The sequence below is a fragment of the Agromyces sp. MMS24-JH15 genome, from assembly GCF_043518605.1.
Taxonomy (GTDB): domain Bacteria; phylum Actinomycetota; class Actinomycetes; order Actinomycetales; family Microbacteriaceae; genus Agromyces.
The window spans coordinates 2,406,572-2,422,213 of the sequence record NZ_CP171358.1 but is presented as its reverse complement, the minus strand read 5'-3'; the positions used below and the strand labels follow the sequence as shown (position 1 = coordinate 2,422,213).

The window sequence follows — 15,642 nt, the reverse complement described above, 5'->3', positions numbered from 1 at the left end:
GCACTCCCGATTAGAATCGATCCCATGTCCAACCTCCTTGAACGCACGCTGATCATCATGCCTGCGTTCAACGAAGAGGCGTCGATCGCGGCGGTGATCGCGGAAGTGCACGAGAAGCTCCCGGGCGCCGCGGTCCTCGTCGTCAACGACGGCTCGACCGACCGCACATCCGCCCGGGCCCGCGCTGCGGGTGCCGATGTGCTCGACCTCCCGTTCAACCTCGGCGTCGGCGGGGCGATGCGACTCGGCTTCCGGTACGCCATGATCCACGGCTACGACGTCGCCGTCCAGATCGACTCCGACGGACAGCACGATCCCGCGAGCGTCCCCGCGTTGCTGGCGGCGCTGGAGGGCACGGATGGCGGGCCCGCCGATCTGGTGATCGGCGCCAGGTTCGCCGGCTCGGGCGAGTACGAAGCGCGTGGGCCCCGACGATGGGCGATGCGGCTGCTCGCGCTCACGCTCAGCCGCACGGCGAAGACGAAGCTGACGGACACGACGTCGGGCCTGAAGGCGATCAACCGGCGGACCATCTCGATCTTCGCCCGTCATTACCCCGCCGAGTACCTGGGCGACACGATCGAGGCGCTCGTCATCGCCGCACGCTCCGGGCGGGTCATCCGGCAGGTTCCGGTCACCATGCGCAAGCGAGCCGGCGGCGTCCCCTCGCACAACCCGTGGAAGTCGGCGGTGTATCTCGGCCGCGCGGTGCTCGCGCTCGTGTTCGCCCTTACTCGCCCCCCCGCCGTCGACGTCCCGGAAAGCCACGCATGAGCACCACCGCCTATCTGTTCGGCGTCCTCGCCGCGATCGTCACCATCGCGGTGGTCGTCCAGATGCTCCGCCACCGCCGGCTCCGCGAACGTCACGCGGTCTGGTGGTTGGGTGGCGGCCTTCTGGCGCTCGTCGTCGGCCTCTTCCCCGGCGTACTCGACTGGGCGGCCTCGCTCATCGGCGTGACCGCGCCCTCGAACCTCGTGTTCTTCGTGAGCATCGCGCTCCTGGTGCTGGTGTGCATCCAGCACAGCGCCGAACTCACCAGGCAGGAGACCCAGATCCGAACGCTCGCCGAGGATGTCGCCCTGCTCGATCAGCGACTCGCCGCGCTCGACGCACCGTCGACGATCGAGACGGCCGCGACGGCGGATCAGGACGACACGACGACCTCGTAGCCCGCGTCCGGGCAGGTCGCGCCGAGCTCGTCGGCGAGGAGGGTGTCGGCGGTCAGGATGCGCACCCCGCCGCCCCACGTCTTCACCGCATCGCAGATGGCGTCCAGGTTGGCAGGGTCGAGCCCGTACGCGTAGATGCGCACCGGATCCTCGCTGCGGTCGGAGTACGACTGCAGCAGCCACGAGTTCACCAGGGCGTCGTCGGCGGCGGGCGCACCGGAGCGGAGCGCGATCGTCCGGCCGCCATCGGCGACGGCGAACAACCGCTCGGCCGTCGTGTTGCGCGCAGCGAACTGCCCGTCGGTCGCCAGCGCGACCGGGGCCACCAGTCGCCCGACCCCGCCGAGCGGCAGCGACATCATGACGGTCGCCCCGACCAGCCCGGCGCCGACGATGAGGGCGATGCGGCGCGCGGGTCTCACCCGCAGTCGGGACACCGCTGCCGCGATCATCCCGATCGCGACGACGAGCAGGAGCACGCACACCAGCCAGGAGAACTTGGCCGGGTAGTACCCCCACCATCCCAGGCCCGAGGAGACGCGCTGCCACGCGAGGTAGCCGCATCCGACGGCTGCCGCGGCGACGACCGCGGCGATACCGAGCACGGTACCCCGGCCGACGACCGCAGGGCCGACGCGCGACGTCCCACCCGACTCACCGCTGCGGCGGAGCCGGACCGTGACAGCGGCCCCGACGACGGCGACGAGCGTCAACGCCACGACGGCCGCCACGTCGCGGGGCTCGACCGGCGGGGCCGCGCCATCGGCCGCGAGTGCGCCGCCGGTCGTCCGCAGGTCGGCCAGCGTGACGAACGCGACGTACACCGCGAACTGCGCCCCCGCCGCCGCGAGGACCAGCAGTCCGAGCCCGCGCCGCGCCACCGCGCGCCGCCAATGCCGGGCGCCGACGATCGCCACGAGCGCGAGCGGCACCACGACCAGCGGGGCCCAGGTGCCGAGCAGCAGGGTCGCGGCGAGCAGCAGCGCCGACCCGGCGAGAGCCGGCGAACGCGGCGACTCGGCGAAGCACAGCCACGACGCCAGGAGCAGCACGACCGCCGCCGGCGCGTTCAGGAAGCCCAGTTCGGCGGTGAACCCGAGCACGTACCAGCCGAGCATGAGCCCGCCCGCCGCGAATCCGGCCGCGATGCCGAGCAGCGGGTGGGCCCTCGGCACCATTCGGGTGGCGATGAGGGAGGCGAACACCGCGCAGGCGAGCACGAGCAGCAGCACGAGCTGCGCCTCCCGCGCCACATCATGGCGGAGCAGTTCGCCCGCCCACGAGCGACCGGGGATCATCCAGGTCGCGGCGAGGGCGGCGGTGGACGCGGCGGGGTTCGGGTGGGCCGCCGGATCGATGCCGCCGTCGGTGACGATGAACCGGGCCGACATGGTGTTCCAGACCGCGTCGTTCGCGAGGATCCAGCCCACGCGCATGCGCGGACCCCAGCCGAGTGCGACGACCCAGAACCCCAGCGTGAGCACCGGCAGCAGCAGGGTGGCGATCGAGGTGGGCATCTGGGCCCGCCCCGGAAGCCGCGGTTCGCGGCCGCGGTCCGGCCGGGCGATCCAGCCGAGTGCGAACACCGCGACCAGTGCCAGCCCGCCGAGGGAGGTCAGGCCGTAGTCCCAGCCCACGACGGGCGAGAGACGGCTGAGCAGCAGGTGCACTGCGAGCAGGAACAGGGTGGATGCCGCGAAGGCGAGCGCGAACGAGGCCCGCTGCGCCACGGCGATCGTGAGGACGCCGAGCACCGAGGCCACGAGGAGGGCGGGACTCCAGCCGATCAGCACCGCCGCGACGCCGAGGAGCACCGCCGTACCGCCGACCACGAGCATTGTCGACCGGCGTGCGGACGCGGTACGCGGGCGCGGGCGCGGGCGCGACATGGGGGACTCCTCCTCAGCTTCCCCCGCCGGGAAGCATACCCTGCCCCGACCGGGCATTCGTCGAGAGTGGACCGACTACAGTGGGAGCGCCGTTCCGACGAGATCCGGAGTCCGATGAGCACCTCCCCCACCCCGACGCGCGCCGACATCGCGGCGGCTCCGCCGGCGGCCGCCGCGGCGCGCCGTCAAGGCCGGCTCGTCTTCGCCGCAACCTGGATGCTGACCGCGGTGATCGGCATCCTGTGGGCCCTCGCAACGCCGATCGGCGGCTCGCCCGACGAACCGGCGCATCTCGTGAAGGCGGCGTCGGTCGCGCGCGGGCAGTTCGTGGGCGAGCCCTCGCACATCGGTCACATCGTGCAGGTGCCGAGGTACGTCGCGGCCGCACACGGCGTCGGATGCATGGTCTTCGAGAAGGACGTCCCCGCCGACTGCATCGCCGCCCATCCGGAGAATCCCGGTGAGATCGCGGACTCGACGACGACGGCCGGGCTCTACAACCCGGTCTACTACCTGCTCGTCGGCTGGCCCAGCCTCCTGTTCGGCGACATCACGGGCATCTACGCCATGCGGATCGTCAGCGTCGTGCTGACGACCCTGTTCATCGCGTTCGCCGCCAGGCTCTCGCTCGGGCTCGGGCGCCCCGCGCTCTCGCTCGCCGCCGTCGGCGTGGTCGCGACGCCGACGCTGCTGTTCCTCACCGGCGCGGTGAACCCGAACGCACTCGAGGTGACGACCACGCTCGCCGCGTTCACCGCCATGCTCGCCGTCGTGCGCCGCGGACCTGAGGCATCCATCGGCGGCCCGCTGGCGATCGCGATCGTCTCCACCGTGCTCGGCGTGCAGATGCGCGGCCTGTCTCCGCTCTGGTTCGCGGTCGCGCTGGCAGCGCCCCTCATCCTGATCCCGTGGGATCGGCTGCGCGCCCTGCTGCAGCGACGCGTGGTCTGGGTCACGGTCGCGGCCGTGCTGGCGGCGACGGTGCTCGCGGCGCTGTGGACGGTCTCGAGCAGCTCGCTCACGGGCAGTCTCGATGACAAGCAGCACATGCAGCAGTACCCGGGCGTCGGAACGAGCTTCCTCACCGGGTTCGCCGTCACCCTGCTGGACACGTTCAACCACGGCACGCAGATGATCGCGTCGTTCGGATGGCTCGACACGCCCGCGCCGCAGGCGGTCTATTTCGTGTGGTCGGCGCTGACCGGGGCCCTCGTCCTCGCCGGCGTGGCGATCCTCAGGGGTCGCCGGCTGGTGTTCGGCAGCGCGATCGTGCTCGCCCTCGTGCTGCTGCCCCCGCTCGCGCAGGCGGCCTACGTCACGGCCGGCGGGTACATCTGGCAGGGCCGCTACACCCTTCCGCTCTTCGCCATCGCCGTGGTCGGCCTCGCCGTGGTCATCGGCGAGCGAGCGGGGAGCGCGGCCCGAGCCGATCCGGTCGACGCCGAAGCCGAAGCCGAAGAAACCGCGCGTTCCCTCACCCGGCTCTTCGCCGTCGTCTGGGCCGGCTGGGCGCTCTCGCAGGCGTACTGCTACGCCATCGCGCTGAAGCGCAATGCCGCGGGCGCAGACGCGACCTGGGCGGCCGTGATCCGCGATCCCGCGTGGGCGGCACCCGGCGGCAACGCCCTGCTGATGGGAGTGTTCGCGGTCGTCGTCCTCTCGACCGCATTCGCCGCCTGGTGGGCGACGGCCCGCCGCCGTCAGCGCGCGGGCTGAACGAGGTCGCGCACGACGTCGAGGTTGCCCTGGCTGGCGTAGCGACCGTAGGCACCACTCGACGCCCGGCGCAGCACCGGGATCGCCCTCGCGATCCTCGAGGCGGGCAGGTCGGCCCTGAAGCGCTCGAAGTCGGCCTTTCGACGGGCTGCGTCGCGCCTCGCCTGGCCGCCGCCCAGCGCATCGAGTCGGGCGGCATAGTCGTCGGCTCGTGCTGAGAGCCGACGATTCCGATCGGCGCGCGGCTGCGTCATCCGCTGCACCTTGCGTCGGAAGGTGGGTTCCTTCACGCCGATCTCGTTGCCGCCGTGTTGCCGGTACGCGGTCACCGGCCGTTCGATGAGGCGCACGCCGTCGTCGACGGCGGCGATCGCCGCGAGCCACTCGTCGTGGACCCACGACGACGGGAACGGGAGCGCTCGTTCGAGCAGCTCGCGCCGCACCAGGACCGTCGCACCGGTCACCACGTTGCGTCGCAGCAGCAGGTCGAAGGCGTCGCCGGCGACCAGCCGCCGACGGTCGTCGGCACCGACCTCGAGCCGGTCCAGCAGTCTCGCGTCCAGCGGCCGGCCTTCGGCGTCGATGAGTTCGGCGTCCGCGAAGACGAGCAGGGCATCGGGCGAGGCATCCAGGGCTGCGACCTGCGCCTCCAGCCTGCCGGGCAACCAGACGTCGTCCTGATCGGACAGCGCGATCAGCTCGCCGGCGCACGCACGCATCGCCCGCTCGAAGTTCGCGGTCACGCCGTGGCCGCCTCCCTCCAGGACGACGAGCGAATCCTGCACGCCGAGCCGAACGGCCGTTCGCCGCACACGCTCCAACGTGTCGTCGGCCGACCCGTCGTCGGCCACGACGATCTCGCACACGAGTCCGGCGCCCTCGCGCACGATGCTCTCGAACTGCGCCTCGACGAACTGCGCCCCGTTGAACGTGCACATCGCGACCGAGACCCGGCCGCCCGGGGTCGTTCCCCCGGCCTCGGCAGCCCGCCGATCGCTCATGCGAGTCCCGAGGCGGTCCGCGTCTCGTCCCTGGCGCGCACCCATCGCTCGACCTGTGCGCGGATGGCCGGGTCGGTGTCGAGCGCGTCGAGCGCGACGTCCGAGCCCGAGTAGAGCGCCTCGAGCACGTCGACGATCTCGGACGCGACGCCCGAGCGCTCCATGCCGACCACGTTCGCGGCACGCACCACCGCGGGGCTGCCGTACGCCTTGGCGAACGGCGGCAGGTCGCGCGTCACGACCGAGGCCATGCCGACCATCGCGCCCGCGCCCACCTCGCGGAACTGGTGCACGGATGCCCCGAGCCCGAGGTTCGCCCGATCGCCGATGCGCACGTGGCCGGCCAGCAGCACGCTGGAGGCGAGCGTCACGCCGTCGCCGAGGACGCCGTCGTGCGCGATGTACGTCTGATTCATGATGAACGCGTCGTCGCCGATCGTCGTCGTGCCCTTCCACCCCTGGTGGATCTGCACGGCCTCGCGGATCACGTTGCGGTGTCCGATCCGGACGCCGTTGCCGGCGGGGTCGTCCGCGGTGAGGGGGTGCGCGAAGCTGCGGACCTCGGGCGGCGCGCCGATGATCGCGCCGGCCCCGATCCAGTTGTCGTCTCCGATCTCGACGGGCCCGGTGACGACCGCGAACGCTCCGATCGTGGTGCGCGCGCCGATGCGCACGTCGCCGGAGATCACGGCGGTGGGGTGGATGCGGTTCACCGATCGGCCCCGGCGTGCTCCTCCACGTGGTCGGCGGAGTGCTCGTACCGCACCTCGTCGCGCAGGTAGGCGACCTGCTCGCGCGCGAGGCGGCGACGCATGATCACCACGAAGAGAATCGCGACGCCCGCGCCGATGAGGTCGGCCAGGGTGAACATCGCGCGCGAGACCAGGCTCATCGCCGTCGCCTGCGGGACCGTGATGATCGTCGCCATCGCGCCGATCAGGACGGCCTCGCGCACGCCGATGCCCGACGGGAGGAAGAACGCGAAGAAACCGAGCGTGAATCCCAACGAGATCGCGCCCGTCAGCAGGATCAGGGTGCCGAGGTCGGGATCGACGAGGGAGTTGACGAGCAGCCAGAGGTGGAGGCCGTACGCGACGTACGACAGCAGCGACCAGCCGAGCGCACCCAGCACGGCCCCCCAGCTCACCCGGTGCTCCAGCGGAGGACGACGGAAGACCTTCAGGACGGTCGAGGCGAGCCAGGTCATCACCGCAGGGTGCAGGCAGACCAGCCCGATCGGCAGGAGCAGGAACAGGAACAGCATCCACTCGTGACCGTCGACCACGACAGGCAGCGCGAGGCCCCCGAGCAGGAGCGATGCGACGATGCCGATGCCCGCGGCGTACAACGCGGTCACGAGCACTCGGGGGCGCAGGATCCCGTACTGGCGGCCGAGCTCCATCTGCATCACGTACGACCACACCGAACCCGGGACGTACTTGCCGAGCTGGCCGACGAGGAGCACCTGCGAAGCGCGCAGCATCGGCACCTTCGGGCCGAGTCCGTTCAGGATGGTGACCCAGCTCAGGGTCCCGAATCCGAGGCCGACGAGCACCAGCAGCTGCGAGAGCACCGCAGAGGGCCACGAGATGAGCGCGAGCGCGACCTGCACCTCGTCCCACTGCGACGCGAGGTAGTACACCGCGAAGCCGATGACCACGACCACGAGGGCGTACCGGATCGCCAACAGCAATTTGGGCGAGAGGACACGCAACTTGGACATATACACTTTCCGATCGGGTACGCGGCTCAGACCGAGCCGACCATGCCGTTCGGGAAGAGAACATACTCGCCCGTAGAATGCACGGGGCGCACCCACGCCCGTGGAAGCCGCCACTCGGAGAAACAAACCTCATGATACCAATCACTGTCGTCGAGCTCGGTCCCGAGGTGGAGCGCTCGGTCCTCGAGACGCTGCGGAGCGGTTCCATCGCGCAGGGTCCCCGCGTCGCCGAACTCGAGTCGCGCTTCGCCGAACTCGTGGGGACGCGGCACGCGATCGCGGTCAACAACGGCACGACGTCGTTGGTCGCCGCGCTCTCGGTGCTCGACCTGCAGCCGGGCGATGAGGTCGTCACGAGCCCGTTCACCTTCGTCGCGACCCTGAACGCGATCCTCGAGGCGGGCGCGACGGCGCGATTCGCCGACATCTCCGACGACGACTTCAACATCACGGCGGCCTCGGTCGCCGAGCAGATCGGCGAACGCACCCGAGTGCTGATGCCGGTGCACCTCTACGGTCAGATCGCCGACATGGACGGCATCTCCGCCCTCGCGGACCAGCACGGACTCGCGATCGTCGAGGATGCGGCGCAGGCGCACGGCGCCTCGCTCCGGGGTCGCGGGGCCGGCAGCTTCGGCATCGGCTCGTTCTCGTTCTACGCCACGAAGAACCTCACAACCGGAGAGGGCGGGATCCTGACCACGGACGACGACGTCCTGGCCGATCGACTCCGGGTGCTCCGCAATCAGGGCATGCGCGCCAGGTACCAGTACGAGGTGGCCGGCCACAACTGGCGCATGACCGACCTCCAGGCCGCCGTCGGCATCCCGCAGCTCGCCGGGTACGACGCCGTCGTCGAGTCGCGGCAGGCGAACGCACGCCGCCTGGCCGACGGGCTCGCGGGCATCCCGGGGATCGTCGCGCCGCGCGAGCTGGACGGCCGCCGTCACGTGTGGCACCAGTTCACGATTCGCATGACCGAGGAGGCGGGCATCGACCGCGAGGAGTTCGTCGCCAAGCTCGGCGAGCGCGGCGTGGGCGCGGGCATCTACTACCCGCGACTCGTGTTCGACTACGAGCCGTACCGGGACCGCGACGATGTCCTCGTGGGCTCCTACCCGGTCGCGCAGCGCGTCGTGCGCGAGGTCGTCTCGTTGCCGGTGCACACGCACCTCTCCTCCGACGACATCGACCGGATCGTCGACTCGGTCGAGCACATCGTCTCGGAGGCCCGCGGATGAGCTCGCCCCGGATCATGCTGGTCGGCGCCGGCTCGATGGGTTCGCTCCATGCGCGCGTCATCGCCCAGTCGCCGATCGCCGAGCTCGCCGTCGTCGTCGATGGACGGGAGGATGCGGGCTCCGCACTCGCCGACCGGTTCGGAGCGCAGTGGCGCCCGACGCTCGACGGACTGGACGACGTCGACGCCGTCGTGATCGCCGCGTCGACCGAAGCGCACTTCGACCTCGCGCAGCTCGTCCTCGAGGCCGGCAAGCCGCTCCTAGTCGAGAAGCCGGTCGCCGACAGCCTCGAGAAGACCCTCGCGGTGCTCGGACTCGCCGAGACCCTGGGCGTGCCGATCATGTGCGGCCTGCTCGAGCGTTTCAACCCGGCGGTCATGACCGCCGAGGCACTCATCGACGAGCCGAAGTTCGTGACGGCGACCCGGCACTCCCCGTACGCGCCGCGGATCCGCACGGGCGTCGGCTGGGATCTCCTGGTCCACGACGTCGACCTCGCCAGCCGGTTCCTCGGCGGCGAACCGACGACGATCACCGGTGCCCTCGCCCAGTTCCACCCGATGTCGGTCGACGGCGCCGAAGACGTGGCCGAGGCCGTGCTGACCTTCGATGGCGGGCGGGTCGCCCATGTCTCGGCGAGCCGGGTCGGTCAGCGCAAAATCCGCTCGATGAGCATCCACGATCTCGACAAGCTCATCGAGATCGACCTGCTCCGGCGCGACGTCACCGTGTACCGGCACGTCGACCAGGACACCGACGCCGAGGGGCGCGGGTACCGGCAGCAGACGGTGATCGAGATCCCCGAACTCGTCACCGGGCGCGAACCGCTCGCCGCCCAGCTCGAACATTTCGTCGGCCTCATCGCGGGAAGCGTGGACGCCGACGCCGAGCGGAAGTCGATCCTCCCCGCCCATCGCATCGTGGAGGCACTGAAGCGCCGAGCCGGCGCTGCAGCGGCATGACGACGGCACCGTCGCGGCTGCGCCGGAACCTCGATCGCTGGACGGCCTACCTGGTCGCGGCGCCGGACGGACTCCCCCGCACCGGCATCCTGCTCTGGCCGATGGCGGCGATCGCACTGATCGTGGTCGTGCTCGCGGTCTTCGGCATCACCGGCAGCTCATCGGGCATCCTCTGGCCGGTCTTCTTCGACGGCGCGGATCCGGCCGCGCTCGCCGGCATGCCGCGTTCGGTCCGCAGCGACGAGTGGTACGTCCAGACCGCGTGGACGGTCTCGCAGGTGCAACTGGGCTTGCCGGTCGTGAACCCGGTGCTCCCCGGGGGCATGAACACCACGATCCAGCACGACCTCCCCTCGACGGACTGGTCGGTCTGGTTCCGGCCGGAGCTCATCGGCTTCCGGTTCCTGCCGCTCGATGCCGCCATGTCGCTCAAGTGGTGGGTGCCGCCGGCCACGCTGGTCTGCTCCGCGTACGCGTTCTTCCTGACGATGATGCGCGGCCGACCGCTGACCGCGATGGCGCTCGCGATCTCGTTCGTCCTCTCCCCGTTCATCCAGTGGTGGCATCTGTCGGTCACCTCGTTCACGCCCGCGTGGGCGTTCGCGGTGATGACCGCGTGCCTCTGGCTCGTCACCGGCGCACGGAGGCGGGCGGGCGTCGTGCTCGCGGTGATCGTCGGGTTGCTCACGATCACCACCGGCATGCTCATCTACCCGCCGTTCATCGTGCCGTGCGCGCTGGTCGCGCTCGCGTTCGCCGTCGGCGTGGTCGCGACGAGAACCGAGTCGCCCTTCCGGACCCGGCTCGTGCGGCTCTGGCCGCTGGCCGCGGCCGGGGTCGGCGCGCTGGTCGTCCTCGGCGTCTGGTTGCTCACCCGGCTCGAGTCGGCCGAGCGCTTCGTCGGCACGAAGTACCCGGGTCAGCGCATCCAGTCGACGGGCGCCGGGACCGCCGGCGACGCGACCGCGCTGGTCGCGGGGCCGTTCTCGACGGGAATGGCTGAGTCGCGAGGCGGTATCTTCGGCGCCAACGAGTCCGAGGCCTCGACCTTCCTGCTCGTCGGGCTGCTCCTCGCCGTCCCGGTCGCGTGGTCCTGGTACCGTTCGGTGCGCCGGAACGGCCTTCGCGGCGCGGACTGGATCACCGGCTCGACGCTCGTCGTCGCGCTCCTCTTCCTCGCCTTCTACGCCATTCCGGGCTGGGATGCCGCGGCGAAGCTGCTGCTCCTGGACCGCACGACCATCCCGCGCCTGCGGATCGGCATCGGGGTGCTCGGCTTCGTCATGCTCGCCGTGCTGATCGGCCGGGCCATCCCGAACCTCGCCCCGCGTCGGCGCTTCCCGTGGCCGGTGATCGTGGTCACCGTCGTCACCGTCGCCGTCGTGTACGGGTACGTCGGATACGTGCTGTTCAGGACCGGCTCGCCGATCCTCTTCGGCGATCGCGCGTGGATCCTCGCGCTCGGCGCGATGCTCGTGGCCGTCGGCGCCTTCCTGTTCGCACGTCCCGGGATCGGTGCCGCAGCGCTGCTGATCGCATCGCTCGTCGTCGGCGTCGGCGTCAACCCGCTTCGGGCGGGCGTCTTCGACCTCCGGGAGACCCCGGTCGCCGAGGCGGTGCAGGAGATCCAGGAGGACGCCCCGGGCCGGTGGATCGCGATGGGCGACCCGGCGATCGCCATGCTCACCGAGACGGGAGTGCCCGCGCTCTCCGGCTACCAGTCCTCGCCGTCACCGGAGATGTGGTCGATGATCGACCCGGACTCCGAGTACCGGGATGCCTGGGACCGGCTCGGACTCGTCGCGTGGACGCCGGCACCCGGCGAGACCGAGGTGTCCAGCGCCGGACCGGATGTCGTGATCGCGTCGTTCGACTCGTGCAACGCGGTCGCGCAGGAGCACATCACGTACGTCGTCGCGATGTCCGAGCTCGACCAGCCGTGCCTGCGAACGGTGCGCACGATCGAGGGCGGCACCGGGACGTTCTGGATCTCCGAGGTCGTCCCGGCGACCTGAGCGGTACCACGCTGCGCCGCGACCGCGCGCGCCTCGCGTGCGGCGAAGCTGCGCGCCCCTGGGCCGCTAGGCGGTCCGGATGGTCCGCGGAGCCGCCGGCTCGGTGAGATCGACCGTGCCGATCACTCGCGCGGGCACCCCGCCGACGACGGTCCTCGGCGCCACGTCGCTCGTGACGACTGCCCCGGCGCCGACGATGGCCTCGTCGCCGATCGTGACGCCCATGTTCACGACGGCGTTCGCCCCGATGAAGACCCGATCGCCGATCGAGACGGGGGCGCGGTCCACCACGGGGTACTCACGCCCGGAGACGCAGCGCATCGCGCTCGAATGGGTGTAGATCTGCACGCCCGACGAGATATCGCATCCTCGCCCGATCGTGAGGCCGCCGGACCCGTCGATCACCGTGAAGGCGCCGATCCACGTTCCGGCTCCGATGACCGGCTCCCCGATCACCCACGCATGCGGGTTGTACGGGTTCTCGGGGAGCCCGGCGGTCATCGTCAGGAGTTCCGGACCAGCGCGGTCATCCCCTCGCGCACCGGGATGCTCGCCTCGAAGCCGAGCACCTCCTTCGCGCGGGTGATGTCGGCGGCGCGCCGGGTGACCAGCACCGGGCGCGGGTTGAACTGCGGCTCGACGTCGACGCCGACGGCGTCGATGAGGATCTCGGCGAGCTCGGCGACCGTCGTGTCGATGCCGGTGCCGACGTTGATCGGCACGTTCGACCGCTCCGAGGTCAGCGACAGCACGACGGCGCGCGCGATGTCCTTCACGTGGATGAAGTCCATCGACTGCTTGCCCTCACCGTCGATGACCGGCGCCTCGCCGTTCTTCAGCCGGTTCACGAAGTGGTTGATGACCGAGGTGTAGTACGCCGTGGTCTTCTGCCCCTCGCCGTACACGTTGAAGAATCGAAGCGCGATCCAGCTGAGGCCCTTGCTGCGTCCGTAGTAGCCGAGCAGGTCTTCGTTGGTCCGCTTGCCGATGCAGTACGGCGTGAGCGGGTTGAGCTTGTCGTCCTCGTGCATCGGCAGCTTCTCGGGGTCGCCGTACACCGAGGCGCTCGATGCGGCGACGATGCGCTTCACACCGAGGCTCGCGGCTGCGGCGAACACGTTGTGCGAGCCGACCATGTTGATGTCGATCGACGAATACGGGTCGGCGACGCTCTTGTTGATCGAGTCCGCGGCGAGGTGGATGACGTGGTCGTAGCCCTTCATCGCGGCGTACACCGCGGCACCGTTGCGCGTGTCCTGGTCGACGACGTCGACGCGACCGGTCTTCACGAGCTCGTTCGCGCGGTCGCGGTCGCCGCGAACCATGTTGTCGAAGATGCGGACGTTCCATCCGTCTTCGAGCAGCTGCTCGACCACGTGCAGTCCGATGAACCCGGCTCCGCCGACGACGAAAACCTTCTTGTCAGTCACAGATGTTCCTTACTTGATCGCTTGATCTGGTTCTGGTGCGGTCTCAGGCGCGGGCGGCGCGGAGCGCATCGGTCAGGGTCGCCACGACGCGTTCGACCTCGGCCTGCGTGAGGTTGGCGTGCATCGGGATGGCGAGATGCCGCAGGAAGAGGTCGGCCGAGACCGGAAGGCTGCCTTCGAAGCCGTAGACCGGCTGCAGGTGGGACGCATACGTCCCGAAGTTGCACTGCACGCCGTTGGCGCGCAGGTACGCGGCGACGGCGCCACGGTCGACGCCCGCGTCCAGGGTCACGACGTACGACTGCCAGGGGTGCTCGCGGTCGTCGAGCGCGACCGGCGCCGCGACCTGCTCGACATCGGCGAGCAGCTCGGCGTACCAGCCGGCGACGCGGCGACGGTTCTCGAGCAGCGTGGGCAGCCGATCGAGCTGGGCGAGCATCACGCCGGCAGCCAGATCGGAGAGACGGTAGTTGTATCCGGCCTCGTCGAACGAGGGCAGCGGGAGGTCGGTGACGCCCTCGCGCGAGATCGCCGGCGCGATGCCGTAGGTGTGCAGCTTGCGCGCATGCGCCGCGAGGTCGGCGTCGTCGGTCGTGAGCGCGCCGCCCTCACCCGCGGTGATGCCCTTGCGGCCGTGGAAGCTGAACGTCGCGATGTCGGCGAGGCTCCCCGCCGGACGACCCTTGTACGTGGCGCCGGCCGAGCAGGCCGCGTCCTCCATCAGCCACAGGCCGTGCCGATCGGCGATCGCGCGGAGCTCGTCGAAGTCGGCGGGCTGGCCGAAGACGTCGACCGCGATGATGCCCACGGTGCGCGGGGTGATGGATGCCTCGACCGCCGCGGGATCGACGCTCCAGATGTCGGGACGGATGTCGGCGAAGACCGGCTTCGCACCGGTCCACACCACGGAGTGGCCGGTCGCCGGGAACGTGTAGTCGCCGACGATGACCTCGTCGCCGGGGCCCGCGCCGAGCACGTCGAGTGCGAGGTGGAGCGCCGACCCGCAGTTGCTCGTCGCGAGCGCGTGGGCGGTGCCGGCGACCTCGGCGGCGAACCTCGCCTCGAACGATTGGCACGTGGGCCCGGCGCCTGAGAGCCATCCCGACTCGAAGACCGCGCGGATCGCGTCGAGCTCCTCGTCGCCGACTGTCGGTTGTCCGAGGGCGATCGTGTCGGCCAAGCTCTACCTCTTTCCTGACGGCCACGACCACCACCGGCGGGCCTCATCTATAGTAGCCGAGGCCGTCGGCGCGACCGTCGCGCGGGCCGCGGAGGAGCACATGCCCAAGCAGGTCATCGTCGTCGGCGGCGGCATCGTCGGTCTCGCCGTGGCGGAACGCGCTTCGCGGCTCGGGCACTCGGTCACCGTCCTGGAGAAGGAGGCCGACTGGGCGCTCCACCAGACCGGTCGCAACTCCGGCGTCATCCACGCCGGCCCGTACTACCGGCCCGGCTCGCTGAAGGCGCAGCTGTGCACGGCCGGCAACCGGTCGATGAAGGCCTTCGCCACCGAGCACGGCATCCCGTGGCGCGATACCGGCAAGCTCATCGTCGCGACCTCCGAAGCTGAGCTCCCCGCTCTCGACGAACTGCAGCGTCGCTCGGCCGCGAACGGCGTGCCGTTCCGGCGCCTCGACGCCGATCAGGCCCGCGAGTACGAACCCCACGTCGCTGCGGTCGCGGCGCTCCGAATCGAGTCCACCGGCACGATCGACTACTCGGCCGTCAGCCGCCAGCTCGCCCGACTCGTCGCCGAACGCGGCGGCGACCTCCGTACCTCCGCCGAAGTGGTCTCGATCAGCGCGCGGCCCGACGGCGTGATCGTGGCGACAGCGGATGCCGAGTTCGAAGGCGACCTGTTGGTGAACTGCGCAGGGCTGCGCAGCGACAAGGTCGCCCGGATGGCCGGGCTCACGCCCGCCGCGCGGATCATCCCGTTCCGCGGCGAGTACTACGAGCTCGTGCCGGAACGCCGCGAACTGGTGCGCGGCCTGATCTACCCGGTGCCCGACCCGGAACTCCCCTTCCTCGGCGTCCACCTCACCCGGATGATGGACGACACCGTGCACGCCGGACCCAATGCCGTCACCGCGCTCGCGCGCGAAGGTTACCGCTGGCGGGACATCCGACCGGCCGAGGCCATCGGGGACCTCACCTACCCCGGCTTCCTGCGGATGGCGTCGAAGAACGTCGGCGTCGGGATCGCGGAGGTGCGCCGCTCGTTCTCGAAGCACCTCTTCGCGAAGAGCCTCGCGCGCCTCGTGCCCGGCATCACCGCCGCGGACCTCGTTCCTGCACCGGCCGGCGTCCGGGCTCAGGCGATCCGCCGGGACGGGTCCCTGGTCGACGACTTCCTGATCGAGCACGCTCCGCACCAGGTGCACGTGCTGAACGCACCGTCACCGGCCGCGACCGCGTCGCTCGAGATCGCGGCGGCGATCATCGACCGCGCGGGCCTCGAGGCGGCCTGACCGAGGCAGGTCGCTCTGGTCG

General features: G+C 70.8%; 14 protein-coding genes. 7 read left to right on the top strand and 7 right to left on the bottom strand.

Annotated features, from left to right (window positions below; all coding sequences use genetic code 11):
- Positions 1 to 24 precede the first annotated feature (24 nt).
- Positions 25 to 774, top strand: coding sequence for a glycosyltransferase family 2 protein (locus ACDF64_RS10960; protein ID WP_394551217.1), 750 nt, complete (start codon positions 25 to 27; stop codon positions 772 to 774).
- Positions 771 to 1,172, top strand: a complete 402-nt coding sequence (locus ACDF64_RS10955) for a DUF2304 domain-containing protein (RefSeq protein ID WP_394551216.1) — start codon at positions 771 to 773, stop codon at positions 1,170 to 1,172. Before ACDF64_RS10960 ends, ACDF64_RS10955 begins: the two co-directional genes overlap by 4 nt.
- Here the strand turns inward: ACDF64_RS10955 and ACDF64_RS10950 are convergent.
- Positions 1,148 to 3,061, bottom strand: coding sequence for a hypothetical protein (locus ACDF64_RS10950; protein ID WP_394551214.1), 1,914 nt, complete (start codon positions 3,059 to 3,061; stop codon positions 1,148 to 1,150). The two genes, ACDF64_RS10955 and ACDF64_RS10950, sit on opposite strands and share 25 nt — an antisense overlap.
- A gap of 114 nt (positions 3,062 to 3,175) precedes the next feature.
- Between ACDF64_RS10950 and ACDF64_RS10945 the strand changes: the two genes are divergently transcribed.
- Complete coding sequence (locus ACDF64_RS10945) at positions 3,176 to 4,777, top strand: DUF2142 domain-containing protein (protein ID WP_394551212.1); 1,602 nt, start codon at positions 3,176 to 3,178, stop codon at positions 4,775 to 4,777.
- Here ACDF64_RS10945 and ACDF64_RS10940 read toward each other — a convergent pair.
- Genes ACDF64_RS10940 through ACDF64_RS10930 form a run of 3 tightly spaced genes read right to left on the bottom strand, consistent with a single transcriptional unit; the run spans position 4,762 to position 7,501 of the window.
- The gene (locus ACDF64_RS10940; RefSeq protein WP_394551210.1) at positions 4,762 to 5,778 is read right to left on the bottom strand and encodes a glycosyltransferase family 2 protein; all 1,017 of its coding nucleotides are present in this window, start codon (positions 5,776 to 5,778) and stop codon (positions 4,762 to 4,764) included. The two genes, ACDF64_RS10945 and ACDF64_RS10940, sit on opposite strands and share 16 nt — an antisense overlap.
- Positions 5,775 to 6,491 carry a DapH/DapD/GlmU-related protein gene (locus tag ACDF64_RS10935; RefSeq protein ID WP_394551208.1) on the bottom strand — a complete coding sequence of 239 codons (717 nt, stop codon included), beginning with the start codon at positions 6,489 to 6,491 and terminating at the stop codon, positions 5,775 to 5,777. The genes ACDF64_RS10940 and ACDF64_RS10935 overlap by 4 nt, the downstream gene beginning before the upstream one ends.
- Positions 6,488 to 7,501: a lysylphosphatidylglycerol synthase domain-containing protein gene (locus tag ACDF64_RS10930; protein ID WP_394551206.1), complete on the bottom strand. Its 1,014-nt coding sequence runs from the start codon at positions 7,499 to 7,501 to the stop codon at positions 6,488 to 6,490. Before ACDF64_RS10930 ends, ACDF64_RS10935 begins: the two co-directional genes overlap by 4 nt.
- A gap of 131 nt (positions 7,502 to 7,632) precedes the next feature.
- Between ACDF64_RS10930 and ACDF64_RS10925 the strand changes: the two genes are divergently transcribed.
- From ACDF64_RS10925 to ACDF64_RS10915, 3 genes are read left to right on the top strand one after another with little or no spacing between them, the layout of a single operon-like run.
- Complete coding sequence (locus ACDF64_RS10925) at positions 7,633 to 8,742, top strand: DegT/DnrJ/EryC1/StrS family aminotransferase (protein ID WP_394551204.1); 1,110 nt, start codon at positions 7,633 to 7,635, stop codon at positions 8,740 to 8,742.
- Positions 8,739 to 9,704 carry a Gfo/Idh/MocA family protein gene (locus tag ACDF64_RS10920; RefSeq protein WP_394551202.1) on the top strand — a complete coding sequence of 322 codons (966 nt, stop codon included), beginning with the start codon at positions 8,739 to 8,741 and terminating at the stop codon, positions 9,702 to 9,704. The genes ACDF64_RS10925 and ACDF64_RS10920 overlap by 4 nt, the downstream gene beginning before the upstream one ends.
- Positions 9,701 to 11,719, top strand: a complete 2,019-nt coding sequence (locus ACDF64_RS10915) for a hypothetical protein (RefSeq protein ID WP_394551200.1) — start codon at positions 9,701 to 9,703, stop codon at positions 11,717 to 11,719. Before ACDF64_RS10920 ends, ACDF64_RS10915 begins: the two co-directional genes overlap by 4 nt.
- Positions 11,720 to 11,785: 66 nt before the next feature.
- Here ACDF64_RS10915 and ACDF64_RS10910 read toward each other — a convergent pair whose 3' ends face one another.
- From ACDF64_RS10910 to ACDF64_RS10900, 3 genes are read right to left on the bottom strand one after another with little or no spacing between them, the layout of a single operon-like run.
- Positions 11,786 to 12,220, bottom strand: a complete 435-nt coding sequence (locus tag ACDF64_RS10910) for an acyltransferase (protein ID WP_394551198.1) — start codon at positions 12,218 to 12,220, stop codon at positions 11,786 to 11,788.
- 2 nt (positions 12,221 to 12,222) lie between these two features.
- The gene (locus tag ACDF64_RS10905; RefSeq protein ID WP_394551196.1) at positions 12,223 to 13,149 is read right to left on the bottom strand and encodes an NAD-dependent epimerase/dehydratase family protein; all 927 of its coding nucleotides are present in this window, start codon (positions 13,147 to 13,149) and stop codon (positions 12,223 to 12,225) included.
- Positions 13,150 to 13,192: 43 nt separating this feature from the next.
- Positions 13,193 to 14,329, bottom strand: a complete 1,137-nt coding sequence (locus tag ACDF64_RS10900) for a DegT/DnrJ/EryC1/StrS family aminotransferase (protein ID WP_394551194.1) — start codon at positions 14,327 to 14,329, stop codon at positions 13,193 to 13,195.
- Here ACDF64_RS10900 and lhgO point away from each other — a divergent pair.
- Positions 14,319 to 15,620 carry an L-2-hydroxyglutarate oxidase gene (gene lhgO / locus ACDF64_RS10895; protein WP_394551192.1) on the top strand — a complete coding sequence of 434 codons (1,302 nt, stop codon included), beginning with the start codon at positions 14,319 to 14,321 and terminating at the stop codon, positions 15,618 to 15,620. The two genes, ACDF64_RS10900 and lhgO, sit on opposite strands and share 11 nt — an antisense overlap.
- Positions 15,621 to 15,642: the final 22 nt, after the last annotated feature.

Excerpts from the sequence above, each read along its gene's own strand:
- ACDF64_RS10920 (WP_394551202.1), top strand. The coding sequence starts at position 8,739 with ATGAGCTCGCCCCGGATCATGCTGGTCGGCGCCGGCTCGATGGGTTCG.
- ACDF64_RS10955 (WP_394551216.1), top strand. The coding sequence starts at position 771 with ATGAGCACCACCGCCTATCTGTTCGGCGTCCTCGCCGCGATCGTCACC.
- ACDF64_RS10940 (WP_394551210.1), bottom strand. The coding sequence starts at position 5,778 with ATGAGCGATCGGCGGGCTGCCGAGGCCGGGGGAACGACCCCGGGCGGC.
- ACDF64_RS10915 (WP_394551200.1), top strand. The coding sequence starts at position 9,701 with ATGACGACGGCACCGTCGCGGCTGCGCCGGAACCTCGATCGCTGGACG.
- ACDF64_RS10960 (WP_394551217.1), top strand. The coding sequence starts at position 25 with ATGTCCAACCTCCTTGAACGCACGCTGATCATCATGCCTGCGTTCAAC.
- ACDF64_RS10945 (WP_394551212.1), top strand. The coding sequence starts at position 3,176 with ATGAGCACCTCCCCCACCCCGACGCGCGCCGACATCGCGGCGGCTCCG.
- ACDF64_RS10925 (WP_394551204.1), top strand. The coding sequence starts at position 7,633 with ATGATACCAATCACTGTCGTCGAGCTCGGTCCCGAGGTGGAGCGCTCG.
- ACDF64_RS10930 (WP_394551206.1), bottom strand. The coding sequence starts at position 7,501 with ATGTCCAAGTTGCGTGTCCTCTCGCCCAAATTGCTGTTGGCGATCCGG.
- ACDF64_RS10950 (WP_394551214.1), bottom strand. The coding sequence starts at position 3,061 with ATGTCGCGCCCGCGCCCGCGCCCGCGTACCGCGTCCGCACGCCGGTCG.
- ACDF64_RS10910 (WP_394551198.1), bottom strand. The coding sequence starts at position 12,220 with ATGACCGCCGGGCTCCCCGAGAACCCGTACAACCCGCATGCGTGGGTG.